The organism is Azospirillum sp. B21 (assembly GCF_008364825.1).
GTDB lineage: Bacteria > Pseudomonadota > Alphaproteobacteria > Azospirillales > Azospirillaceae > Azospirillum.
Genome location: NZ_VTTO01000001.1, coordinates 151,599 through 169,529 on the forward strand (window position 1 = coordinate 151,599; position 17,931 = coordinate 169,529).

The 17,931-nt window shown below is 67.1% G+C and carries 13 protein-coding genes; 6 read left to right on the top strand and 7 right to left on the bottom strand.

Going from position 1 to position 17,931, the window contains the following annotated elements:
• Positions 1-43: 43 nt before the first annotated feature.
• Both FZ983_RS00765 and rpoZ read right to left on the bottom strand, forming a co-directional pair.
• A complete protein-coding gene (locus FZ983_RS00765; RefSeq protein ID WP_149221746.1) occupies positions 44-2,203 on the bottom strand; it encodes a bifunctional (p)ppGpp synthetase/guanosine-3',5'-bis(diphosphate) 3'-pyrophosphohydrolase in 2,160 nt (719 codons plus the stop codon).
• A 142-nt stretch (positions 2,204-2,345) separates the two neighbouring features.
• Positions 2,346-2,780: a DNA-directed RNA polymerase subunit omega gene (gene rpoZ, locus FZ983_RS00770; protein WP_149221747.1), complete on the bottom strand. Its 435-nt coding sequence runs from the start codon at positions 2,778-2,780 to the stop codon at positions 2,346-2,348.
• 261 nt (positions 2,781-3,041) lie between these two features.
• On the opposite strand from rpoZ, the gene FZ983_RS00775 reads away from it, so the two are divergent.
• Positions 3,042-3,689, top strand: coding sequence for an NYN domain-containing protein (locus FZ983_RS00775; RefSeq protein WP_149222424.1), 648 nt, complete (start codon positions 3,042-3,044; stop codon positions 3,687-3,689).
• 70 nt (positions 3,690-3,759) lie between these two features.
• Here the strand turns inward: FZ983_RS00775 and pdxA are convergent, their stop codons facing one another.
• From pdxA to lptG, 3 genes are all read right to left on the bottom strand, one after another.
• On the bottom strand, positions 3,760-4,788 hold the full coding sequence (pdxA, locus tag FZ983_RS00780) for a 4-hydroxythreonine-4-phosphate dehydrogenase PdxA (RefSeq protein ID WP_149221748.1): 1,029 nt from the start codon (positions 4,786-4,788) through the stop codon (positions 3,760-3,762).
• Positions 4,785-6,245: a peptidylprolyl isomerase gene (locus tag FZ983_RS00785; RefSeq protein ID WP_149221749.1), complete on the bottom strand. Its 1,461-nt coding sequence runs from the start codon at positions 6,243-6,245 to the stop codon at positions 4,785-4,787. Before FZ983_RS00785 ends, pdxA begins: the two co-directional genes overlap by 4 nt.
• 185 nt (positions 6,246-6,430) lie before the next feature.
• Complete coding sequence (gene lptG, locus FZ983_RS00790; RefSeq protein WP_149221750.1) at positions 6,431-7,525, bottom strand: LPS export ABC transporter permease LptG; 1,095 nt, start codon at positions 7,523-7,525, stop codon at positions 6,431-6,433.
• A gap of 270 nt (positions 7,526-7,795) precedes the next feature.
• Between lptG and FZ983_RS00795 the strand changes: the two genes are divergently transcribed.
• The 3 genes from FZ983_RS00795 to FZ983_RS00805 are packed head-to-tail and all read left to right on the top strand — an operon-like array spanning position 7,796 to position 11,677.
• Entirely contained in the window at positions 7,796-8,374 is a 579-nt protein-coding gene (locus tag FZ983_RS00795; protein WP_149221751.1) for a GNAT family N-acetyltransferase, read from the top strand.
• A 37-nt stretch (positions 8,375-8,411) separates the two neighbouring features.
• Positions 8,412-9,980, top strand: coding sequence for a glutamine-hydrolyzing GMP synthase (guaA, locus tag FZ983_RS00800; RefSeq protein WP_149221752.1), 1,569 nt, complete (start codon positions 8,412-8,414; stop codon positions 9,978-9,980).
• A 50-nt stretch (positions 9,981-10,030) separates the two neighbouring features.
• The gene (locus FZ983_RS00805) at positions 10,031-11,677 is read left to right on the top strand and encodes a glycosyltransferase (protein WP_247883510.1); all 1,647 of its coding nucleotides are present in this window, start codon (positions 10,031-10,033) and stop codon (positions 11,675-11,677) included.
• A gap of 50 nt (positions 11,678-11,727) precedes the next feature.
• On the opposite strand, the gene FZ983_RS33930 is transcribed toward FZ983_RS00805, so the two are convergent.
• The gene (locus FZ983_RS33930) at positions 11,728-11,880 is read right to left on the bottom strand and encodes a hypothetical protein (RefSeq protein WP_188092218.1); all 153 of its coding nucleotides are present in this window, start codon (positions 11,878-11,880) and stop codon (positions 11,728-11,730) included.
• Between the two features lie 248 nt (positions 11,881-12,128).
• On the bottom strand, positions 12,129-13,199 hold the full coding sequence (locus tag FZ983_RS00810; RefSeq protein ID WP_247883511.1) for a lytic transglycosylase domain-containing protein: 1,071 nt from the start codon (positions 13,197-13,199) through the stop codon (positions 12,129-12,131).
• A gap of 361 nt (positions 13,200-13,560) precedes the next feature.
• On the opposite strand from FZ983_RS00810, the gene FZ983_RS00815 reads away from it, so the two are divergent.
• Positions 13,561-14,787: an efflux RND transporter periplasmic adaptor subunit gene (locus tag FZ983_RS00815; protein ID WP_247883512.1), complete on the top strand. Its 1,227-nt coding sequence runs from the start codon at positions 13,561-13,563 to the stop codon at positions 14,785-14,787.
• A gap of 15 nt (positions 14,788-14,802) precedes the next feature.
• Positions 14,803-17,928 (top strand): efflux RND transporter permease subunit, encoded by a 3,126-nt coding sequence (locus tag FZ983_RS00820; protein WP_149221753.1) that lies wholly within the window; start codon positions 14,803-14,805, stop codon positions 17,926-17,928.
• Positions 17,929-17,931: the final 3 nt, after the last annotated feature.

Sequence of the window (17,931 nt, forward strand, 5' to 3'; positions counted from 1 at the left end):
CACCTGCGGATGACAGGGATTTCACCGTCGAATGACGGAGTGTTCAGCGTCCCCGTGCCCGCTCCACCGAATGGATGGCCGGGGTCGCACGCAGGGCGGCCATGATGTTGGTCAGGTGCTTGGCATCCTTCACGTCGATATCGATCAGCAGCTCGAAATAGTCGGTGCTGCGATTCGTGATCTTCTGATGGATGACATTTCCCTGGTTCTTGCCGATCACCGTGAACAGCGTGCCGAGCGAGCCCTGTTCATTGGCGATGACGACGCTGATGCGGCCGACATGCTCCTCCGGCGAATCCGGCCCGGTCTCCCACGACACGTCGATCCAGCGTTCCGGCGATTCGTGGAAGCTCTCCAGAGTCTCGCAGTCGATGGTGTGGATCGTCACGCCCTTGCCGGTGGTGACGATGCCGACAATGCGGTCTCCCGGCAGCGGGTGGCAGCAGCGGGCATAATGCACGGCCATGCCGGGGATCAGGCCGCGGATCGGCAGGGCCGATTCCTTGCGTGCCTTCGCCTTCGGCTTCGGCGTGCTTTCCTCCACCTCGCGGACGGCGGGGGCGGTCTGGGCCTTGTGCCCAGGGAAAACGGCGTGGAAGACCTCGCGCACGGAATGCAGGCCGGAGCCCACACCCGCCATCAGGTCGTCCACCGTGGGCTGCTGGAAGATCTTAGTGGCGGCCTCCAGGGCCTTTTCGGTGAACTCGTAGCCTTCCGACTTGAACTGTCGCATCAGCATGCCGCGACCCAGTTCCATGTACTGGGCGCGCTGCTGGGTGCGCAGGAACTTGCGAATGCGGGCGCGGGCCTTGCCGGTGACGACGAAGCGCTCCCAGCCCGGAACCGGCGTCTGCGCCTTGGAGGTGACGATATCGACCTGATCGCCGTTCTGCAGCTGGGTGCGCAGCGGCAGCATGCGGCCGTTGATCTTGGCGCCGACGCAATGGTCGCCGACCTGCGAATGGACGGCATAGGCGAAGTCGACCGGCGTGGCGCCGCGCGGCAGCGCGATCAGGTCGCCCTTCGGCGTGAAGCAGAAGACCTGGTCCTGGAACAGCTCCAGCTTGGTGTGTTCCAGGAACTCTTCCGGCTTCTGCGCGTGCTCCAGAATGTCCAGCAGTTCGCGCAGCCAGCGGTACTCGCCGCCGTTCGGGCGCGGCTGGTGGTCCTGCTTGTAGGCCCAGTGGGCAGCGACGCCCAATTCGGCGATCTCGTGCATGTCCTGGGTGCGGATTTGCACCTCGATCCGGTTGCGGCCGGGACCGATCACGCCGGTGTGCAGGCTGCGGTAGCCGTTGGGCTTGGGCGTGGAGATGTAGTCCTTAAAACGCCCGGGTACGACCGGATAATGCGCGTGGACGACGCCCAGCGCCTGATAGCATTCGCCGACCGAGCCGACCGTGATGCGGAAGGCCATGATGTCGGACAGCTGCTCGAAACTGACATTCTTGCGCTGCAGCTTGCGCCAGATCGAATAGGCCGACTTCTCGCGCCCCGACACCGTCGCGTCCGGCAGCCCTTCGGAGGCCAGCAGCTCACGCAGTTCGGTGATGATGGTCTGGACGCGATTCTCGCCTTCGCTGCGCAGGCGGGCCAGCTGGGCCAGGATGCTGTCGCGCGCGTCCGGGTTCAGCTCCGCGAAGGCAAGGTCGTCCAACTCGTCCTTGATCTTGTGCATGCCGATGCGCTCGGCCAAGGGCGAGTAGATTTCGATGGTTTCGCGGGCGATGCGCTTGCGCTTTTCCGGCTTTTTCAAGTGGAACAGCGTGCGCATGTTGTGAAGCCGGTCGGCCAGCTTCACCAGAAGGACGCGGATGTCCTCCGACATGGCGATGACCAGCTTACGGAAATTCTCCGCCTGCTTGGCCTGTTCGCTGTTCAACTCCAGCCGCGACAGCTTGGTGACGCCATCGACCAAACGGGCGATTTCTTTGCCGAACACCCGCTCGATGTCCTCGAGCGTGGCAACGGTGTCCTCGACCGTGTCGTGAAGCAGCGCCGTGGCGATGGTGCCGGCGTCCAGCTTCATCTGCGTCAGGATGCCGGCGACCTCCAGCGGATGGAGGAAGTAGGGATCGCCCGACGCACGCGTCTGCGATCCATGCGCCTTCATGGAATAGACGTAGGCGCGGTTGAGGAGATCCTCGTCGGCGTTGGGATCATACGCCTTGACGCGCTCGACAAGCTCGTACTGCCGGATCATGCGGCCCGACCCGGCGCGCGCGGCGCCTCAGAAGTGTTCGTGGTGGTTCTGTTCGAACCGAAGGGGAGCCGGATGCTCCCCGCCTTTCTCTTCGGGAAGGGGACGTTGCGCCCCCTCCAGGTCCTGCGGTCGTTGTCCAGAATCAGAGGTCTCCGTCGGGATCCTCGGTCATGGCGAAACCGGCGCCCGGCTCGGCGTCCATGTCGGCAGCGACGTCGTCGTCCTCGCCCAACTCCTCGCCGTCGCTCTCGCTCATGCCATCTTCATCGCCCAGCGAATTGTTGCCTCGGGCGGCCCAATCGTTTTCGCCGGCCATCAACTCGACGATTTCTTCTTCCGGCTCGTCCGGCTCGACATGCTTCTGGTGGCCCTTGATCAGGGCATTCTTCAGATACTCGAGCGACACCGTCTCGTCCGCGATCTCGCGGAGCGCCACGACCGGGTTCTTGTCGTTGTCGCGGTCGATCGACAGCGGAGCGCCGCTCGCGACCTCGCGGGCGCGCTGGGCAGCCATCATGACCAGCTCGAAACGGTTCGGAACCTTCAGGACGCAATCTTCAACGGTAACGCGGGCCATGCCAGACGAACTCCGGATTCATAGGAGGCTCTAGACTATATGGATGTGGCCCGATAGGTGCAAGCGCGAACGACAGCGCTGCTGCATTGCGTCAGAGGAACAGCCGCAAACTGACTGGCGTCCTGCCGAAACGATGGGTAGCCACAGTCAGTAAGCGTTGCCCCCTTGTATGTTTGCGCATGATACACTAGATTTCAAAACTGGAACGCGAGCTTTTTGCGCAAGTTCCGTCAATTTTCCACAATCAGCGATGAAAGGATTATGGCATTGGAGCGCAATTCGACTTTGCCGCGTGATGTCAGCAAGTTGTTTTACAAGGAAGAGCGCCTCGCTCTTTTCATAGACGGCGCGAACCTTTATGCCGCCGCGCGATCATTGGGCTTCGACATTGATTACAAGCGGTTGCGGGACGGCTTTGCCGGGGAAGGGCGACTCGTGCGCGCCTTCTACTATACCGCGCTCGTCGAGGATCAGGAGTATTCCCCGATTCGTCCGCTGGTCGACTGGCTCGACTACAATGGCTACACCATGGTGACCAAGCCGACCAAGGAGTTCACCGACGCCTCCGGCCGGCGCAAAATCAAGGGCAACATGGATATCGAGTTGGCCATCGACGTGATGGAGATGGCCGACCATGTCGATCATATCCTGCTCTTTTCCGGCGACGGCGATTTCCGCCGGCTGGTGGAGGCGGTGCAGCGCAAGGGTGTACGCTTCAGCGTCGTCAGCACGGTGCGCTCGCAGCCGCCGATGGTGGCCGACGAACTGCGCCGTCAGGCCGACAATTTCATCGAACTGCAGGAGCTGGCGCCCTTCATCGCCCGCACCCATCATCACCGCGAGCAGGCGCCGTCGAACCACGACCACCAGAGCGGCCCGACGATGTACGATCCGGACGACCGCGGCTGATACGGGTACGGAAAACGGCATGAAAAAAGGAGCGCACCGGCGCTCCTTTTTCTTTTGCGGGAGACGGCGTTCAGGGGATGGCCGGCTTCCGTCGGTTCCGCGCCATGTCCTCCGCGGTTCTAAGCGCCGCGATCAGGCTCGTCGCGTTCGCCGCCCCGGTCCCGGCGATGTCCAGCGCCGTTCCGTGGTCGGGCGAGGTGCGGACGAAGGGCAGGCCCAGCGTGATGTTCACGCCGCTGTCGAAATCCACCGTCTTCACCGGAATCAACGCCTGATCATGGTACATGCACAGCGCGGCGTCATAGCCGCGGCGGGCGGCGGCGTGGAACATGGTGTCGGGCGGACGCGGACCGGACACGTCGATGCCGTCGGCGCGCAAGGTTGCGATGGCCGGCGCTATGATGTCGATCTCCTCGCGCCCCATCGCCCCGCCCTCCCCCGCATGGGGATTGAGACCGGCGACGGCCAACCGCGGCCGCTCGATGCCGAAGTCGCGCGCCAGCGCCGCCGCGGTGACTCGGCCGGCATGGACGATGGCCTCCGATGTCAGCAGATCGACCGCATCGCGCACCGACACATGGATGGTGACGGGAACCACCCGCAGATCGGCGGCGGCCAGCATCATGATCGGCTCTTCGGTCAGGCCGGCCAGATGCGCAAGATATTCGGTATGGCCGGGATGGCGAAAGCCGGCAGCATAGAGCGACGATTTCTGAATGGGGTTGGTGACCACGGCCGCGGCCTGCCCTGCCTGCACCAGGGCGACCGCACGGTCGATGCTGGCGATCACCGCGGCACCGTTCACCGGGTCGGGAGTGCCGGCGACGACCGGGTCGCCGAGCCGCACCGGCAGGACGGGCAAGGCTCGATCGAACAGCGCCACCGCGTCGCCGGGGTTTGCGACCTCCCGGACCGGCACCGCCATTCCCAGCTTCGCCGCCAGCGCGCTCAGCCGGTCGGGATCGTCCAGGACGACGAAGGGCGGCACCGCCGCTTCATGGCGTGCCGCCCAGGCCTTCAGAGTGATGTCCCCGCCGACGCCTGCCGGCTCACCCATGGTGAGGGCCAGCGGCAGGCTGTTCGGCAGGGCGGCCGTCACAGGCGCGTCTCGATGAAGGCGGTGCGACGCAGATCGCGCAGGTACCGGCGCGACAGCAGTTCGGCCCGCTCGTTGATCAGGTCGCGTTCCACCTCGTCGCGACCCGGCAGCTTGGCCTCCTGGATCGGAGTCGGCGCGGGCGGCGGCGGCGGGGCCGGCTGGGCTTGCGGCGGCGGCTGGATCATCGGCACGTCGCGCTTGCAGACGATCAGGATGACCGCGGCGGCCTGGCTCATCAGCACCGGGCTGGCCTGCCCAAGCGGGATGCCGAGCGCGAGATTCTGCAACCCCGGCGCCATGTCCTTGACCCGCATGGTGCCCATATCGCCGGATTCCGGCATGCCGGTCTCCTTGGCGCGGGCCTGGAAGTCGCCACAGCTCTTGATCGACTTCCGCAGCTTTTCCGCCTGCTCCTTGACAGCCTTTGCCTGATCCGGGGATTCGATCGGAATGATGATCTGCTTCATGTTGACCGTGGCCTTGGCCACGTCGGGCCGCGGCTGCGGACGGGGGGCCGCCGGCTGGGCGGCCGGCATCGGCACCTCGCCGCCGCTGCTGCCGAACGGCCGCTGGCCGCGCACCAGCAGGATGTGATAGCCGGTGGCCGTGCGGATGGGCGCCGAAAGCTGGCCGCCGCGCATGCCGGACAGCGCCTTGTCGACCTCCGGCGAAAGCTCGCCGCTGCGCACCCAGCCCAGGTCGCCGCCCGACGCGGCACCGGCGGACTGCGAAAACTGACGGGCCAGCGCCGCGAAATTGCCGCCGCGCTTCACCTCTTCGACCAAGCGGTCGGCATTGCGCCGCACCTCGTCGTCCTGGTCGGGGCTGTCCACCGCCAGGAAGATCTCGGCGACCAGATATTCGGGCTTGCCGATGTTGGCCTTCAGCCGCTCCATCGCCGCGTCGATCTCGTCCTCGCCGACGACGACCTCCTGGCGGATGCGGCGCTGCATCACCTTCTGCCAAGCCAGCAGCGAGCGGATCTGGTCCTTCAGGGTGGAGACGGGCACGTTCTGCCGCTTCAGCATGTCCTGAAGCTGCTGGCCGTTCAGGCGGTTCTGTTCGGCGATGCGCTTGATCGCCTCGTCGATCTCGGCGGGCGAAACGGTGATGCCCAGGCGCTTGGCCTCCTGCATCTGCAGCCGCTCGTCGATCAGCAGGCGCATGACCTGCGGCGTCAGGCGCTGGATCGTGTCGGCGTTGCCGGCGGTGCCGGCATTCAGCAGGGCCATGCGGATGCGGGCGTTCACGTCGGAGACCGAGACCACCTCGTCGTTCACGACCGCGGCGATGCCCTCCGCCCCCGGCGCCCGTGCCGGACGGGCGGATTCGTCGCCCGTCCTCGGCGCCGCGGCACCGGCGGCGGCCTTGCTGGACTGCGCCGCGGCGGGCAGGGCCAGAAGCGCGCAGGCGGTCGCCACGGCGACGGTGGTCCGGACGGCTCGCAAACTCGACATGGTGCTCAAGCTCCAAAAACGGGTCGCCCGTTATTACGGTGGGGCCGGTGCCCCATGCAAACGGAATCGGACCTCGCCCTTTCAGTGCAAAACCAACGGGGCGGAATTATGACCGACAGGGATAATCCCGCGCTTTGCGGCGAATGGACCCACCCTTCCCGGCATGGGATCCGCGGCCCCGCGTCTCAGCCGTCCTCCAGATGCAGCAGCGCCGCAGTGCCCAGCAGCAGGCTGATTCCGGCCGGACTCCAGGCAGCCATGACGATGGGGATCGTTTCCGACATGCCGAAGGTGCGCACCACGTCGGTCATCACGAACAGCACGAAGCCGGTCAGCACTCCGCCGGTGACCATCGCCATGGTGCCGCCCCGCCGCGGCAGCCGCAGAGAGAAGGCGGCGGCGAACAGCACCATCGCCAGGAACAGGAAGGGCTGGGCGAGAAGCGACTGGTAATGCAGCCGATGGCGCACGGCGGGGAAGCCCGTCGTCTCCAGCGTGTGGATGAAGCGCGGCAGTTCCCAGAAGGAGATCGTCTCCGGCGGAGCGAAGCTCTCCTCGATCGTCGTCATGTCCAGTTCGGTCGGGATGGTGTAGGTGTCCAGCAGCTCCGGATCCTTCTTGGCCCGGTTCAGGATGGCATCCTGCAATTCCCACTTGCGGTCCCTCAGGACGGCGCTGGGGGCGTCGATACGGCCGAGATAGGTCTGGTCGGCGTCGAACAGGAACACGATGACGTTCGACAGTTCGAAGGTCACCGGGTTCACCAGTTCCGAATGGATGAAGAATTGCTCCTTCTCGTTGGTCTGGCGCAGCCATAGTCCGGATCGGGAGATGTTCAGCGTGCTCGACTGAAGCTTCAGGTATCGGTCCTGCAACTGTTCGTATTTGGCGACGAACACCGCTCCGACCGGGTTGATCAGCGTCACCTTCACCACGCCGATGGCGGCGGCGGCGAACATCACCGGCATCAGGAACTGCCAGGCCGACACGCCGACCGCGCGCGCCACCACCAGTTCGGCGCTGCGGGTCAGCCGCCAGAAGGTGAACATGCCCGCGAACAGGATGACGAAGGGGAAGATCTGCTGGCCGATTTCCGGCAGCTTCAGCAGAGCCATCTGGATCACCAGCCCGAAGGTGACGTTCGGCTTGCTGCCGGCGCGGCGCAGCAGTTCCACCGTATCCAGCAGCAGCACGATGGCGAGCAGGATTACCATCAGCAGGCAGAACCAGACGATGAACTGCCGCCCGATGTAACGGGAAAGCGTAGGCGAGGAATACATGCGGTGTCCGGTCTCCGGAGCCCCGCCCGGCGCCGGCATGGCGCTTGGGGCGGACTGGCGGGCCGCCGCGGTCGATGGGGTCGAACGCGGCACCCGCCGGAACAGGTTCCGGCTGTTTACCCCCGTTGCACAGCGATGACAACCGGGCGGGGGCGGCAACCACCGCAGGGCTGCATCGGCAGCGTCGAAATCCTGCCTCCTTTTCCGGCTGGACTTCCTGCATGGGCAATCCAAACTGTTGGTACAGAGGCTGCACGGGAGGGTCGGTCGATGACGGACACCACGGTCGCAATCCGCCAGGCACGCGCAACGGACGCCGCCGGCATGGCCCGCGTCCATGTGCAGAGCTGGCGGTCCACCTATCCAGGCCTGATCCCGGCGCAGTTCCTGGTCAACCTCTCGGAGCCGCCCGCCGCGCAGCGCTGGGCAGCCATCGCCGAAACGCGCGGCCCCGGCCAGGGCGCCTTCGTCGCGGTCGATGTCGCCGGCCTGATCGCGGCGCCCGATACCATCATCGGCATCGCCTCCTTCGGCACGCGGCGGGTCGCGGTGCAGGGCCATGCGGGGGAGTTCCATGCGCTCTATCTTCTCGATGACGCAAAGGGTTACGGCATCGGGCGGCGACTGATGGCGGCGATGGCCGACCGCTTCCTGGCCGCCGGGATCCGCTCCGCCGCGGTGTGGTGCCTGCGCGACAACCCGTCGCGCTGGTTCTACGAGCGGCTGGGCGGGATCAAGGTGGCGGAACGGCCGATCCGCTTCGCCGACACCGATCTGGTGGAAATCGCCTATGGCTGGCGCGACCTGACGCCGCTTGCACGCTTGTCGGCGGGGCCGGAGGTGCGGTAGTGAGGGGACTTGAGTCCCCACGCATCAGGATTCGCCGATGTCCAGCGCCGCTTCCCTTTCCGCCGAACGCGTCCTCATTCTCGATTTCGGATCGCAGGTCACCCAGCTCATCGCCCGCCGCGTGCGCGAGAGCGGTGTCTATTGCGAGATTCACCCCTTCGGCATGAGCGACGAGCGCATCCGCGAGTATGACCCGAAGGCGATCATCCTGTCCGGCAGCCCGGCCTCCGTCACCGAGGCGAACGGCCCGCGGGCGCCGCAGGCGGTGTTCGACCTGAAGGTGCCGGTGCTCGGCATCTGCTATGGCCAGCAGACGATGTGCCAGCAGCTGGGCGGCAACGTCTCCGGCTCCGACCATCGCGAGTTCGGCCGCGCCTTCATCGAGATCAAGGAGCCCTGCGCCCTGTTCGACGGGCTGTGGGAGGTCGGGTCGAAGGAGCAGGTGTGGATGAGCCACGGCGACCGCGTCACCGCGCTGCCCGACGGTTTCCGCGCCGTGGCGGTCAGCGACGGTGCCCCCTTCGCCGCCATCGCCAATGACCAGCGCCGCATGTACGGCGTGCAGTTCCACCCGGAGGTGGTCCACACCCCGCACGGCGCCCAGCTGCTGGCGAACTTCGTCCACCGCGTCGCCGGCATCAAGGGCGACTGGACCATGGCCGCCTTCAAGCAGCAGGCGATCGAGAAGATCCGCGCCCAGGTCGGCAGCGGCAAGGTGATCTGCGGCCTGTCGGGCGGCGTCGATTCGTCGGTCGCGGCCGTGCTGATCCACGAAGCCATCGGCGACCAGCTGACCTGCATCTTCGTCGACACCGGCCTGATGCGCGCCGGCGAGTCGGAGGAGGTCGTGCGGCTGTTCCGCGACCACTACAACATCCCGCTGGTCCACCGCGAGGCGTCGGACCTGTTCCTGGGCAAGCTGGCCGGCGTCACCGACCCGGAACAGAAGCGCAAGATCATCGGCGGCCTTTTCATCGAGGTCTTCGACGAGGAGAGCCACAAGATCGGCGGTGCGGAGTTCCTCGCCCAGGGCACCCTCTACCCCGACGTGATCGAGAGCGTGTCGTTCACCGGCGGCCCCTCCGTCACCATCAAGTCGCACCACAATGTCGGCGGCCTGCCGGAGCGGATGAAGCTGAAGCTGGTCGAGCCGCTGCGCGAGCTGTTCAAGGACGAGGTCCGGGCTCTCGGCCGCGAGCTCGGCCTGCCGCCGGCCTTCATCGGCCGCCACCCCTTCCCCGGCCCGGGCCTCGCCATCCGCGTCCCCGGCGAAATCACCCCGGAGAAGCTGGAGATCCTGCGCAAGGCTGACACGATCTATCTGGAGGAGATCCGCAACGCCGGCCTCTACGACGCGATCTGGCAGGCCTTCGCCGTTCTGCTGCCGGTCCGGACCGTGGGCGTAATGGGCGACGGCCGTACCTACGACCATGTGCTGGCCCTGCGCGCGGTGACCTCCACCGACGGCATGACCGCCGACTGGTATCCCTTCCCCCACGACTTCCTGGCGCGCGTGTCCAACCGCATCGTCAACGAGGTCCGCGGCGTCAACCGCGTGGTCTACGACATCACGTCGAAGCCGCCGGGCACCATCGAGTGGGAGTGAGGCGGGTAAGGCACTGACACCGGCCCGGCGGATCAACCCGCCGGGCCGTCATGCTGTCCGGGCGGTGCCACAGGTCGGCCGGCACCGTCGTCTCCCGCCAAGCCGACGCTTCGGTGCGCATGTCCAAGGAGCGCAAGATGGAAGAGTCCGGTTTACGCACCGCCATCCTGAGCGAACTGATCGCCCGCCTGCGAGGGCCGGCCGGAACCGGAGAAGCGCTTAAGGACATTTCCGCAGCCTGCGAATCCGCGCGTGCCGCCGGCCTCGGCAGCGACGTCGAGGCGATGGCGGCGCTGGACCATGCGACGGCCGATCTGGACCCCATCCTCCGGGAATCGGCGTTGGCCTATGTTTCCGGCGATCTGCGCCGCTATTCGCGCATTCTCGATATGCTGGACAATGTGCTCGATCTGGCACCGATGGACGGCATCAACCAGATCTACTGGAGCATGCAGCGCCAGCTGTTCCTGATGCGCATGGATATGGGGTCCGTCCCGGACTTCGTGGCCGGGCAGGTGTTGCCGTTCTATGAGCGCTTCCTGACGCAGATTTCCCTTCGGCTGGGTTTGGCACCGGCAGCCAGACCGGCGGGCAGACCGGCGACCGGCCGGGTCGTCATGGTCACCAACCAGTTCCTGTCCGACCAGCACCCGCCCTCGCGCTCCCTGCTGGCCCAGGCAGTCAGGCTGCAGCGGGACTTGGGCCGGACGGTCCTGGTGCTGAACACCAACATGATGCCGGACCGCTATTACAGTCCCTTCATCCCACCCTTCGCCGCCGCGGTGGAAGAGAGCCTGTCCGGCGACCAGACTGTCCGGTTCGGCAACGAGACCGTTCGCCTCCTGTCCTCCGCCGCGCCCGGCATCACCGCCGAAAAGCTCAACGGCTTCTTGTCGGCGGTGGAGGAGTTCGATCCCGATCTGGTGATCGCCTTCGGCGGATCGGTGATCGTCGCCGATCTGCTGGCCTCCGCAAGGCCGCTGCTGTGCATTCCGACGACCAGCGGCCAGACCGTCTCGCTCGCCGACATCGTCCTGGATTACGGCGGCCGGGCGGCGCCGCCGGGCGATGGGCGGCTTGCCCGCTCCTGGCGACCTTTCCGGCGGGGAATGGCGCTGCGGGAGGATGACGGTGCGGCCACGCGAGCCGAATTCGGTGCGACGGACGATGCCTTCCTGTATGTGGTCGTCGGAAACCGGCTGGATGCGGAGGTCGATGCCGCGTTCCTGGCCCTGCTGGAACGGGTGCTGGATGCGGTCCCGCAAGGCGAGGTTCTGTTCGCCGGAACCGTCGATGCGCTGCTGGGCCGTCTCGCCGCCTCCCGCCATGCGGCGCGGCTCCGTTGTCTCGGCCATGTCGAGCGCATCGGCGCGCTCCTTCGGATCTGCGATGTCTTCCTGAATCCCCAACGTGTAGGCGGCGGCGGCAGTGCAGCCCAAGCGCTGGCATCCGGCCTGCCGATCCTGGCCTTCGACGGTGGCGACGTGGCGAGCATCGCCGGGCCGGGCTTCCTCGTCGGCGACGGCGACACATTCGTCGGACGGGCGGTTGCGCTGGCCGCCGACCCTGCCCTGCTGTCCAGAAGCCGCGAAGAGTCGCGCAGGCGCTTCGCAGTGGTCAGACAGGAGGAATCCGACCCGAACCAGCTGCCCGTCTACATGGACGAGGTGATCGACCTTTACCGGCTGAGGACTTGATCACCTTCACCGCGACGTGGGGTAGTCGTAACCCGACCTGTTCGCCCACCTCAGAACAGCGGTTCGGCGGCCTGTGACCGGGTGCCCGGCTTCGTGCCGCGCCGCCTGCCGCGGACCGGCTTGGGGCTGGCCGGCAGCAGCCCTTCCCGCTGGGCGCAGAGATCGTGCCAGACATGTCCCGGCCGCTCCGGCGTCCAATACATGGGCTCGCCAAGCAGAACCTCTTCGCCGCAGCAGCTGCAAGGCGGATATGGGCTGGATGTGTGTTCGGACCGGTCCATCACACCGTTATGCCAGTGACGAGGCGACCCGTAAGTGATGCGGATCAAATCCGACCGCAAGAGGGTAAAAAATGTTCCGCTCAAGGTTGAGGGCGGAATCGCATACGCGATCCGCCCTCTCCCGACCACGGGGCGGGGCTGCACGCCCGCCCTTGCCATGTCCGTCCCCGTTACTGTGCGTCGGCCAACGCCACACACGCCCGGTCGCGGCCGGCGAGGCTGCCGCAGCCGTCGGCGCGCTGCGAGACGAAGCGCATGACCACGCGTTCCCCCTTGCCGACCGACTGCGGAGGCAGCAGGGCCTCGGCGACCTGGGTGGTGAATTGCGGGCTGACACGATGAGTCGACGAAGCCGGGCGCGGCTCGGCGTTGGCCACCTGGACCGGTATGACGGGTGCGGCGGCCGGCTGCGGCAGCGACGCGACAACGACCGGCGCAGGTGCCGGGACCGGAGCGGCCACCGGTTCGAGGGCCTTCTGTTCCGCCGGGCGCGGTTCCATGCGACGCGGTTCGACCGCGCGGGACGGCGGCGCTTCGGCGGAGGCGACCACGACCGGCGCCGGCTCGGACTGTTGCGGAGCCGGGGCCGCCGGCTGGCCGCCGCGCGGCTTCGGCGCGTCGTCCGGCACCACCGCGATCTCGATGGCGCCCGCGCCGGCCGCCAGCGACGGCTCGCGGGGGGCGGAGCCGCGCAGCACCGGGGTCAGCGCGGCCAGATACAGCTTGGTCTCGCGCGGCAGGCGCTGCTTGCCGGCCAGATGCTGGGCATAGCAACCCGGTCCGCAATTGTAGGCGGCAAGGAATCCCGGGGCGCCGAACAGGTCGTACATCTCGCGCAGATAGGCGGTGCCGGCCATGATGTTGTCGCGCGGATCGGACGGATCGGAACCAAGACCGTATTGCGCCCGCATCAGCTCATAGGTGCCGGGCATCACCTGCATCAGGCCGATGGCCCCGGCGGAGCTGGTCAGAACCTTGCCGTTGCGGCTGGTGGCGCGGCCATTGCTCTCCCGCATCATCACCGCGCGGATCCACTTCTCCGGCATATCGTAGCGTTGGGACGCCTCTCGGATCAGCGGTACCCAGCGAGACAGCGGATCGTTCGGATCGGGGACGTAGGCTGCTTCGACAGGGGGTGCCGTCTGCACCTGCGGCGCTTCGGTGGCACAGCCGGCAAGGCCGAGCGCAAGGCACAGCATAGCTCCGGCGGCGTTGATCGTCGCGAGGTTCAGTTTTACCACGAGGGGATTTCCGTGCTGTTGGCGCGGGCAGAACAAGAGTTGGATCGCTTTTCGATGTATAGCCCACGCCTGTCAAGCGACAACGCGACCGTTTTCCGAATCCTGTCCCGAAGATGCCCCAAAAAAGCCCTATTGATCCCTTGTTCTCAGGTGGGCAATTAGGATTTTCGGCAAATGTCTGTATGCCTATGTTCGCTGTCCCTTCGAACAGGACAGTTCCGTCACAAGCCGCGACAATGGGAACCTTGACGGAACATCGGCGCCACCCTTAATGGAGAGCGACGGCCGCGCCCTCAACCGGCACCGACATTGCCGGCGTCGATACTGATGACCGGGCAGGCCTGGCCGAACTGGATCGAGCATGATGACCGCCCCGCAACGGACAGTTCCCCCGGCCCCCCAGCCGCTCAAGCCGCACCGCCCCTCACCGCAAGACGACGCTCCTCCCCCGCCCCGCCCGCGGCGCTTCCAGTGGCTCGGCTGGCTCGTCGTTCTGCTGGTGGCGGTCGGTGGGCTGGTCCTGTGGCGCACCCAGGGCCCGGCAGCGACACCCGCCGCCCCGGCCGTGCCCGCCGGCGAGCGTCCCGTGGAACTGTCGGCGCTGGAGGTGACGGCCGTCGCCCCGCGTGCGCTGACCGAGACCGTCCGCCTCAGCGGCTCCGTCTCTCCGATGGAGCAGTCGGCAGTCAAGGCGGAGGTGGCGGCCCGGCTGGCCGAGGTGCCGGTTCGGGAGGGGCAGGCCGTCCGCCGGGGCGAAGTGCTGGCCCGCTTCGAAACGGTGGAACTCGCTGCCCGCCTCAACGAAAAGCAGGCCAATCTGGAGGGCGCCCGCGCCCAGCTGGTCCTGGCCGAGAAGACGCTGGCAAAGAACCGCACGCTGAACCGCAACAACATCGTCTCCGACACCAGCCTGGATCAGGCGGAAAGCAGCTTCGGTTTCCAGAGGGCGCAGGTGGACGCGCTGGCCGCCCAGGTGGAGCTGGCGCGCAAGGCCCTGCGCGACGCGGTGGTGGTCAGCCCGATCGACGGAATGGTCGCCACCCGCTCGGTCAATCCAGGAGAGAATCTGGCGGTGAACGCCGCAATGTTCACCATCGTCGACCTGGCGCGGGTCGAAGTGGAGGCGACCGTCCCGGCGGAACAGGTGGCGAAGCTCGCCGTCGGTCAGACCGCCCGGCTTCGCGTCGAGGGCTTCGGGGAGCGGGAATTCGCCGGCCGCGTCGCCCGCATCAATCCGATGGCGCGGGCGGGATCGCGCGCCATCCCGGTCTATGTGACGGTCGACAACAGGGACGGTGCGCTCCGCGGCGGCATGTTCGCCAGCGGCGAGGTTCTGGTGGCGGAGGCTGCGGGCGCCATCGCGGTGCCGCCGGTCGCCATCCGTCATGACGACCAGGGCGATTTCGTTCTGGTGATCGTCGACGGCCGCACCGTCCGCCGCCCGGTCACGCGGGTGGCCCAATGGGCGCGCGGCGATCTGGTGCAGGTGGAGGGGCTGGCGCCGGGCGACCCGGTCGTCACCGGCAACCTGCCCGGCCTGACCGCCGGCCGCGCCGTCGCGGTCGCCCGCACGGCCACCGGCTCCTGAGGACCGGACAGCGCCATGCCGATCACCCGCATCAGCGTCGACAACCCGGTCTTCGCCACCATGATGATGGTGGCGCTGATGGTGCTCGGCCTCTTCTCTTACAACCGACTGGGCGTCGATCTGTTTCCCGACGTGGATTTCCCGGTGGTGGTGGTCAGCACCAGCTATCCCGGCGCCAGCCCGGAGACGGTGGAGACCGACATCACCCGCCCGGTCGAGGATGCGATCAACACCATCGCCGGCATCAAGACGCTGACCTCGCGCTCCTACGAAGGCCAGTCGGTGGTGATCGCGGAGTTCGACCTGAAGACCTCCTCGGTCCAGGCGCTGCAGGATGTGCGTGAAAAGGTCTCGGCCATCCGCGCAACCTTCCGGGACGAGGTGAAGGATCCGCAGATCACCCGCTTCAATCCGGACGACCAGCCCATCCTGTCCCTCGCGGTGACGTCGGACCTGCGGTCCTTGCGCGACCTGACCACGCTGACCGACCAGATCATCCTGAAGCGGCTGCAGAATGTCCGTGGCGTCGGCAAGGCGACCATCGCCGGCGGGGTGAAGCGCCAGATCCTGGTCCGTCTGAAGCCGGAGAAGCTGGAGGCCCTCAACGTCGGCGTCGACGAGGTGATCGCCACTGTCGGCGGCGAGAACCAGGACGTCCCCGCCGGCACCGTCACCGGCCAGGGGCGGGAGCGCGTGGTGCAGGTGGAAGGGCGCGTGCGCAACCCGCTCGACCTTCTCGACCTGATCGTCGCCCGCCGCGGCGAGAGCCCGGTGCGGCTGGGCCAGGTCGCCGAGGTGATCGACGGACAGGAGGAGCAGGACTCCGCCGCCATGCTGAACGGCAACCCGGCGCTGGCGGTGGATGTGGTGAAGGTCCAGGGTGCCAACACCGTCGAGGTCGCGCGCGGCCTGCATGCGGCGATCCAGGATCTGCGGACCAACGGCTCGCTGCCGCCCGACGTCACGCTGGCGGTGGTGCGAGACAGCTCCCGCGGGATCACCAACTCGCTGAGCAACGTGCAGAAGACCCTGGTCGAGGGCGGCATCCTGACGATCCTCATCGTCATGGTGTTCCTCGGATCCTGGCGCAGCACGGTCATCACCGCGCTGACCCTGCCGGTCGCCGTGCTGGGCACCTTCGGCATGCTGGCGGCCATGGGGTTCACGCTGAACATGATGACGCTGATGGCCCTGTCGCTCGCCATCGGCATCCTGATCGACGACGCCATCGTGGTACGCGAGAACATCATGCGCCACCTCGCCCGCGGTCAGGGCCACCGGCAAGCCGCGCTCGACGGCACGGCGGAGATCGGGCTGGCGGTGCTGGCGACCACGCTGACCATCGTCGCGGTGTTCCTGCCGGTCGCCTTCATGGGCGGCATCATCGGCCGCTTCTTCCTGCAATTCGGCATCACCGTCTCGGCGGCGGTGCTGATCTCGCTGTTCGTGTCCTTCACGCTCGATCCCATGCTGTCCAGCGTGTGGTACGACCCGGCGGCGCACGGCAAACATGGCCGCTCCATCTTCGGCCGCTTCGCGGCTTGGTTCGAGCGCGGGTTCAATGCCGTCTCGCACGGCTACGGCCGGCTGCTGCGCTGGGGCCTGCGCCGCCGCTTTCTGGTGGCGATCGCGGCGCTGGCGATCTTCTTCGGCAGCTTCCTGCTGGTGCCGCGCATCGGCGTGGAGTTCGTGCCGGCTGCCGACCTCGGCGAGCAGATCGTGGAGGTGGAGACCCCGGTCGGCTCCTCGCTTGCCACCACCACGGCCAAGACGAAACAGGTGGAGGCGGCGATCCGCGAATTCCCGGAGATCGCCTACACCTACAGCACCGTCAACACCGGCGTATCGATCGGCCACAACCGCGGCAGCATCTATCTGCGCTACACCCCGATCGAGCAGCGCAAGCGGTCCCCCAACGATCTCGCCCCGCTGCTGCGCGAACGGCTGTCGGCGATCCCCGGCGTCACCATCGGCATCGCCATCCCCGGCGTCGGCGGCGTGCAGAAGCAGATCCAGGTGTCGGTGCAGGGCCGCGACATCGCCGAACTGGACCGGCTGTCGCAGAAGGTCATCGGCGCCATGCGCGCCATCCCAGGCTTCGTCGATGTCGACAGCACGCTGAAGGCGGCCAAGCCGACGCTGGCCGTCCGGCTGGAACGCGACATCGCCAGCGACCTCGGCATCGGCACCGCCAAGGTGGCCGACACGTTGCGCCCGTTGTTTGCCGGCGACACGGTGTCGAGTTGGAAGGCGCCGGACGGCGAGAGCTACGACGTGCTGGTCCGCCTGCCCGAAGGCGACCGCGCCGGCCGCGCCGACCTCGACCGCATCTATTTCTCCGGTGGAAAAGACGCCAACGGCACGCCCCGCATGATCCCGCTGTCCCAGGTGGCGGAGGTGGTGACGACGCTGGGCGCCTCGCAGATCAACCGGCGCGACCTGCAGCGAGAGGTGAATGTCCAGGCCAACGTCCAGGGCCGCGCCGCCGGCGATGCCGGGCGGGAGCTGCAGGCGGCATTGGCAAAGATCGAGCTGCCGCCCGGCTACCGCATCGTCTTCGGCGGCTCCACCAAGGACATCGCGGAGACCAGCAGCTACGCGGCGCAGGCATTGGCGCTCGCCGTCATCCTGATCTACCTGATCCTGGCCTCGCAGTTCGGCAGTTTCCTGCAGCCGCTCGCCATCATGGCGTCGCTGCCCCTGTCGCTGGTCGGCGTGTTCCTGGGACTTCTGGTGGCGGGATCGACGCTGAACATCTTCAGCGCCATCGGCTTCATCATGCTGATGGGTCTGGTGACCAAGAACGCCATCCTGCTGGTCGATTTCGCCAACCAGGCGCGCAAGCGCGGCGCCGACCTGCACGACGCGCTGGTGGAGGCCGGCATCATCCGCCTGCGCCCCATCGTGATGACCACCGCGGCGATGATCTTCGGCATGATCCCGCTGGCGCTCGGCATCGGCGAGGGCGCGCAGCAACGGGCGCCGATGGCCCACGCGGTGATCGGCGGCCTTTTGTCCTCCACTATCCTGACGCTTCTGGTGGTGCCGGTTGCGCTGACCTATCTGGACGGCCTGTCGCGCAGGATGAAGCGCTGGTTCGCGCACACCGACCCCGACGCGCAGCAGCACCCGGCGGAGTGAGGG

Bases quoted from the DNA above. Each gene is read 5' to 3' on its own strand.
- FZ983_RS00765 (WP_149221746.1), bottom strand. From the start codon at position 2,203: ATGATCCGGCAGTACGAGCTTGTCGAGCGCGTCAAGGCGTATGATCCC.
- rpoZ (WP_149221747.1), bottom strand. From the start codon at position 2,780: ATGGCCCGCGTTACCGTTGAAGATTGCGTCCTGAAGGTTCCGAACCGT.
- FZ983_RS00775 (WP_149222424.1), top strand. From the start codon at position 3,042: ATGGCATTGGAGCGCAATTCGACTTTGCCGCGTGATGTCAGCAAGTTG.
- FZ983_RS00785 (WP_149221749.1), bottom strand. From the start codon at position 6,245: ATGTCGAGTTTGCGAGCCGTCCGGACCACCGTCGCCGTGGCGACCGCC.
- lptG (WP_149221750.1), bottom strand. From the start codon at position 7,525: ATGTATTCCTCGCCTACGCTTTCCCGTTACATCGGGCGGCAGTTCATC.
- FZ983_RS00795 (WP_149221751.1), top strand. From the start codon at position 7,796: ATGACGGACACCACGGTCGCAATCCGCCAGGCACGCGCAACGGACGCC.
- guaA (WP_149221752.1), top strand. From the start codon at position 8,412: ATGTCCAGCGCCGCTTCCCTTTCCGCCGAACGCGTCCTCATTCTCGAT.
- FZ983_RS00805 (WP_247883510.1), top strand. From the start codon at position 10,031: ATGCTGTCCGGGCGGTGCCACAGGTCGGCCGGCACCGTCGTCTCCCGC.
- FZ983_RS33930 (WP_188092218.1), bottom strand. From the start codon at position 11,880: ATGTATTGGACGCCGGAGCGGCCGGGACATGTCTGGCACGATCTCTGC.
- FZ983_RS00815 (WP_247883512.1), top strand. From the start codon at position 13,561: ATGATGACCGCCCCGCAACGGACAGTTCCCCCGGCCCCCCAGCCGCTC.
- FZ983_RS00820 (WP_149221753.1), top strand. From the start codon at position 14,803: ATGCCGATCACCCGCATCAGCGTCGACAACCCGGTCTTCGCCACCATG.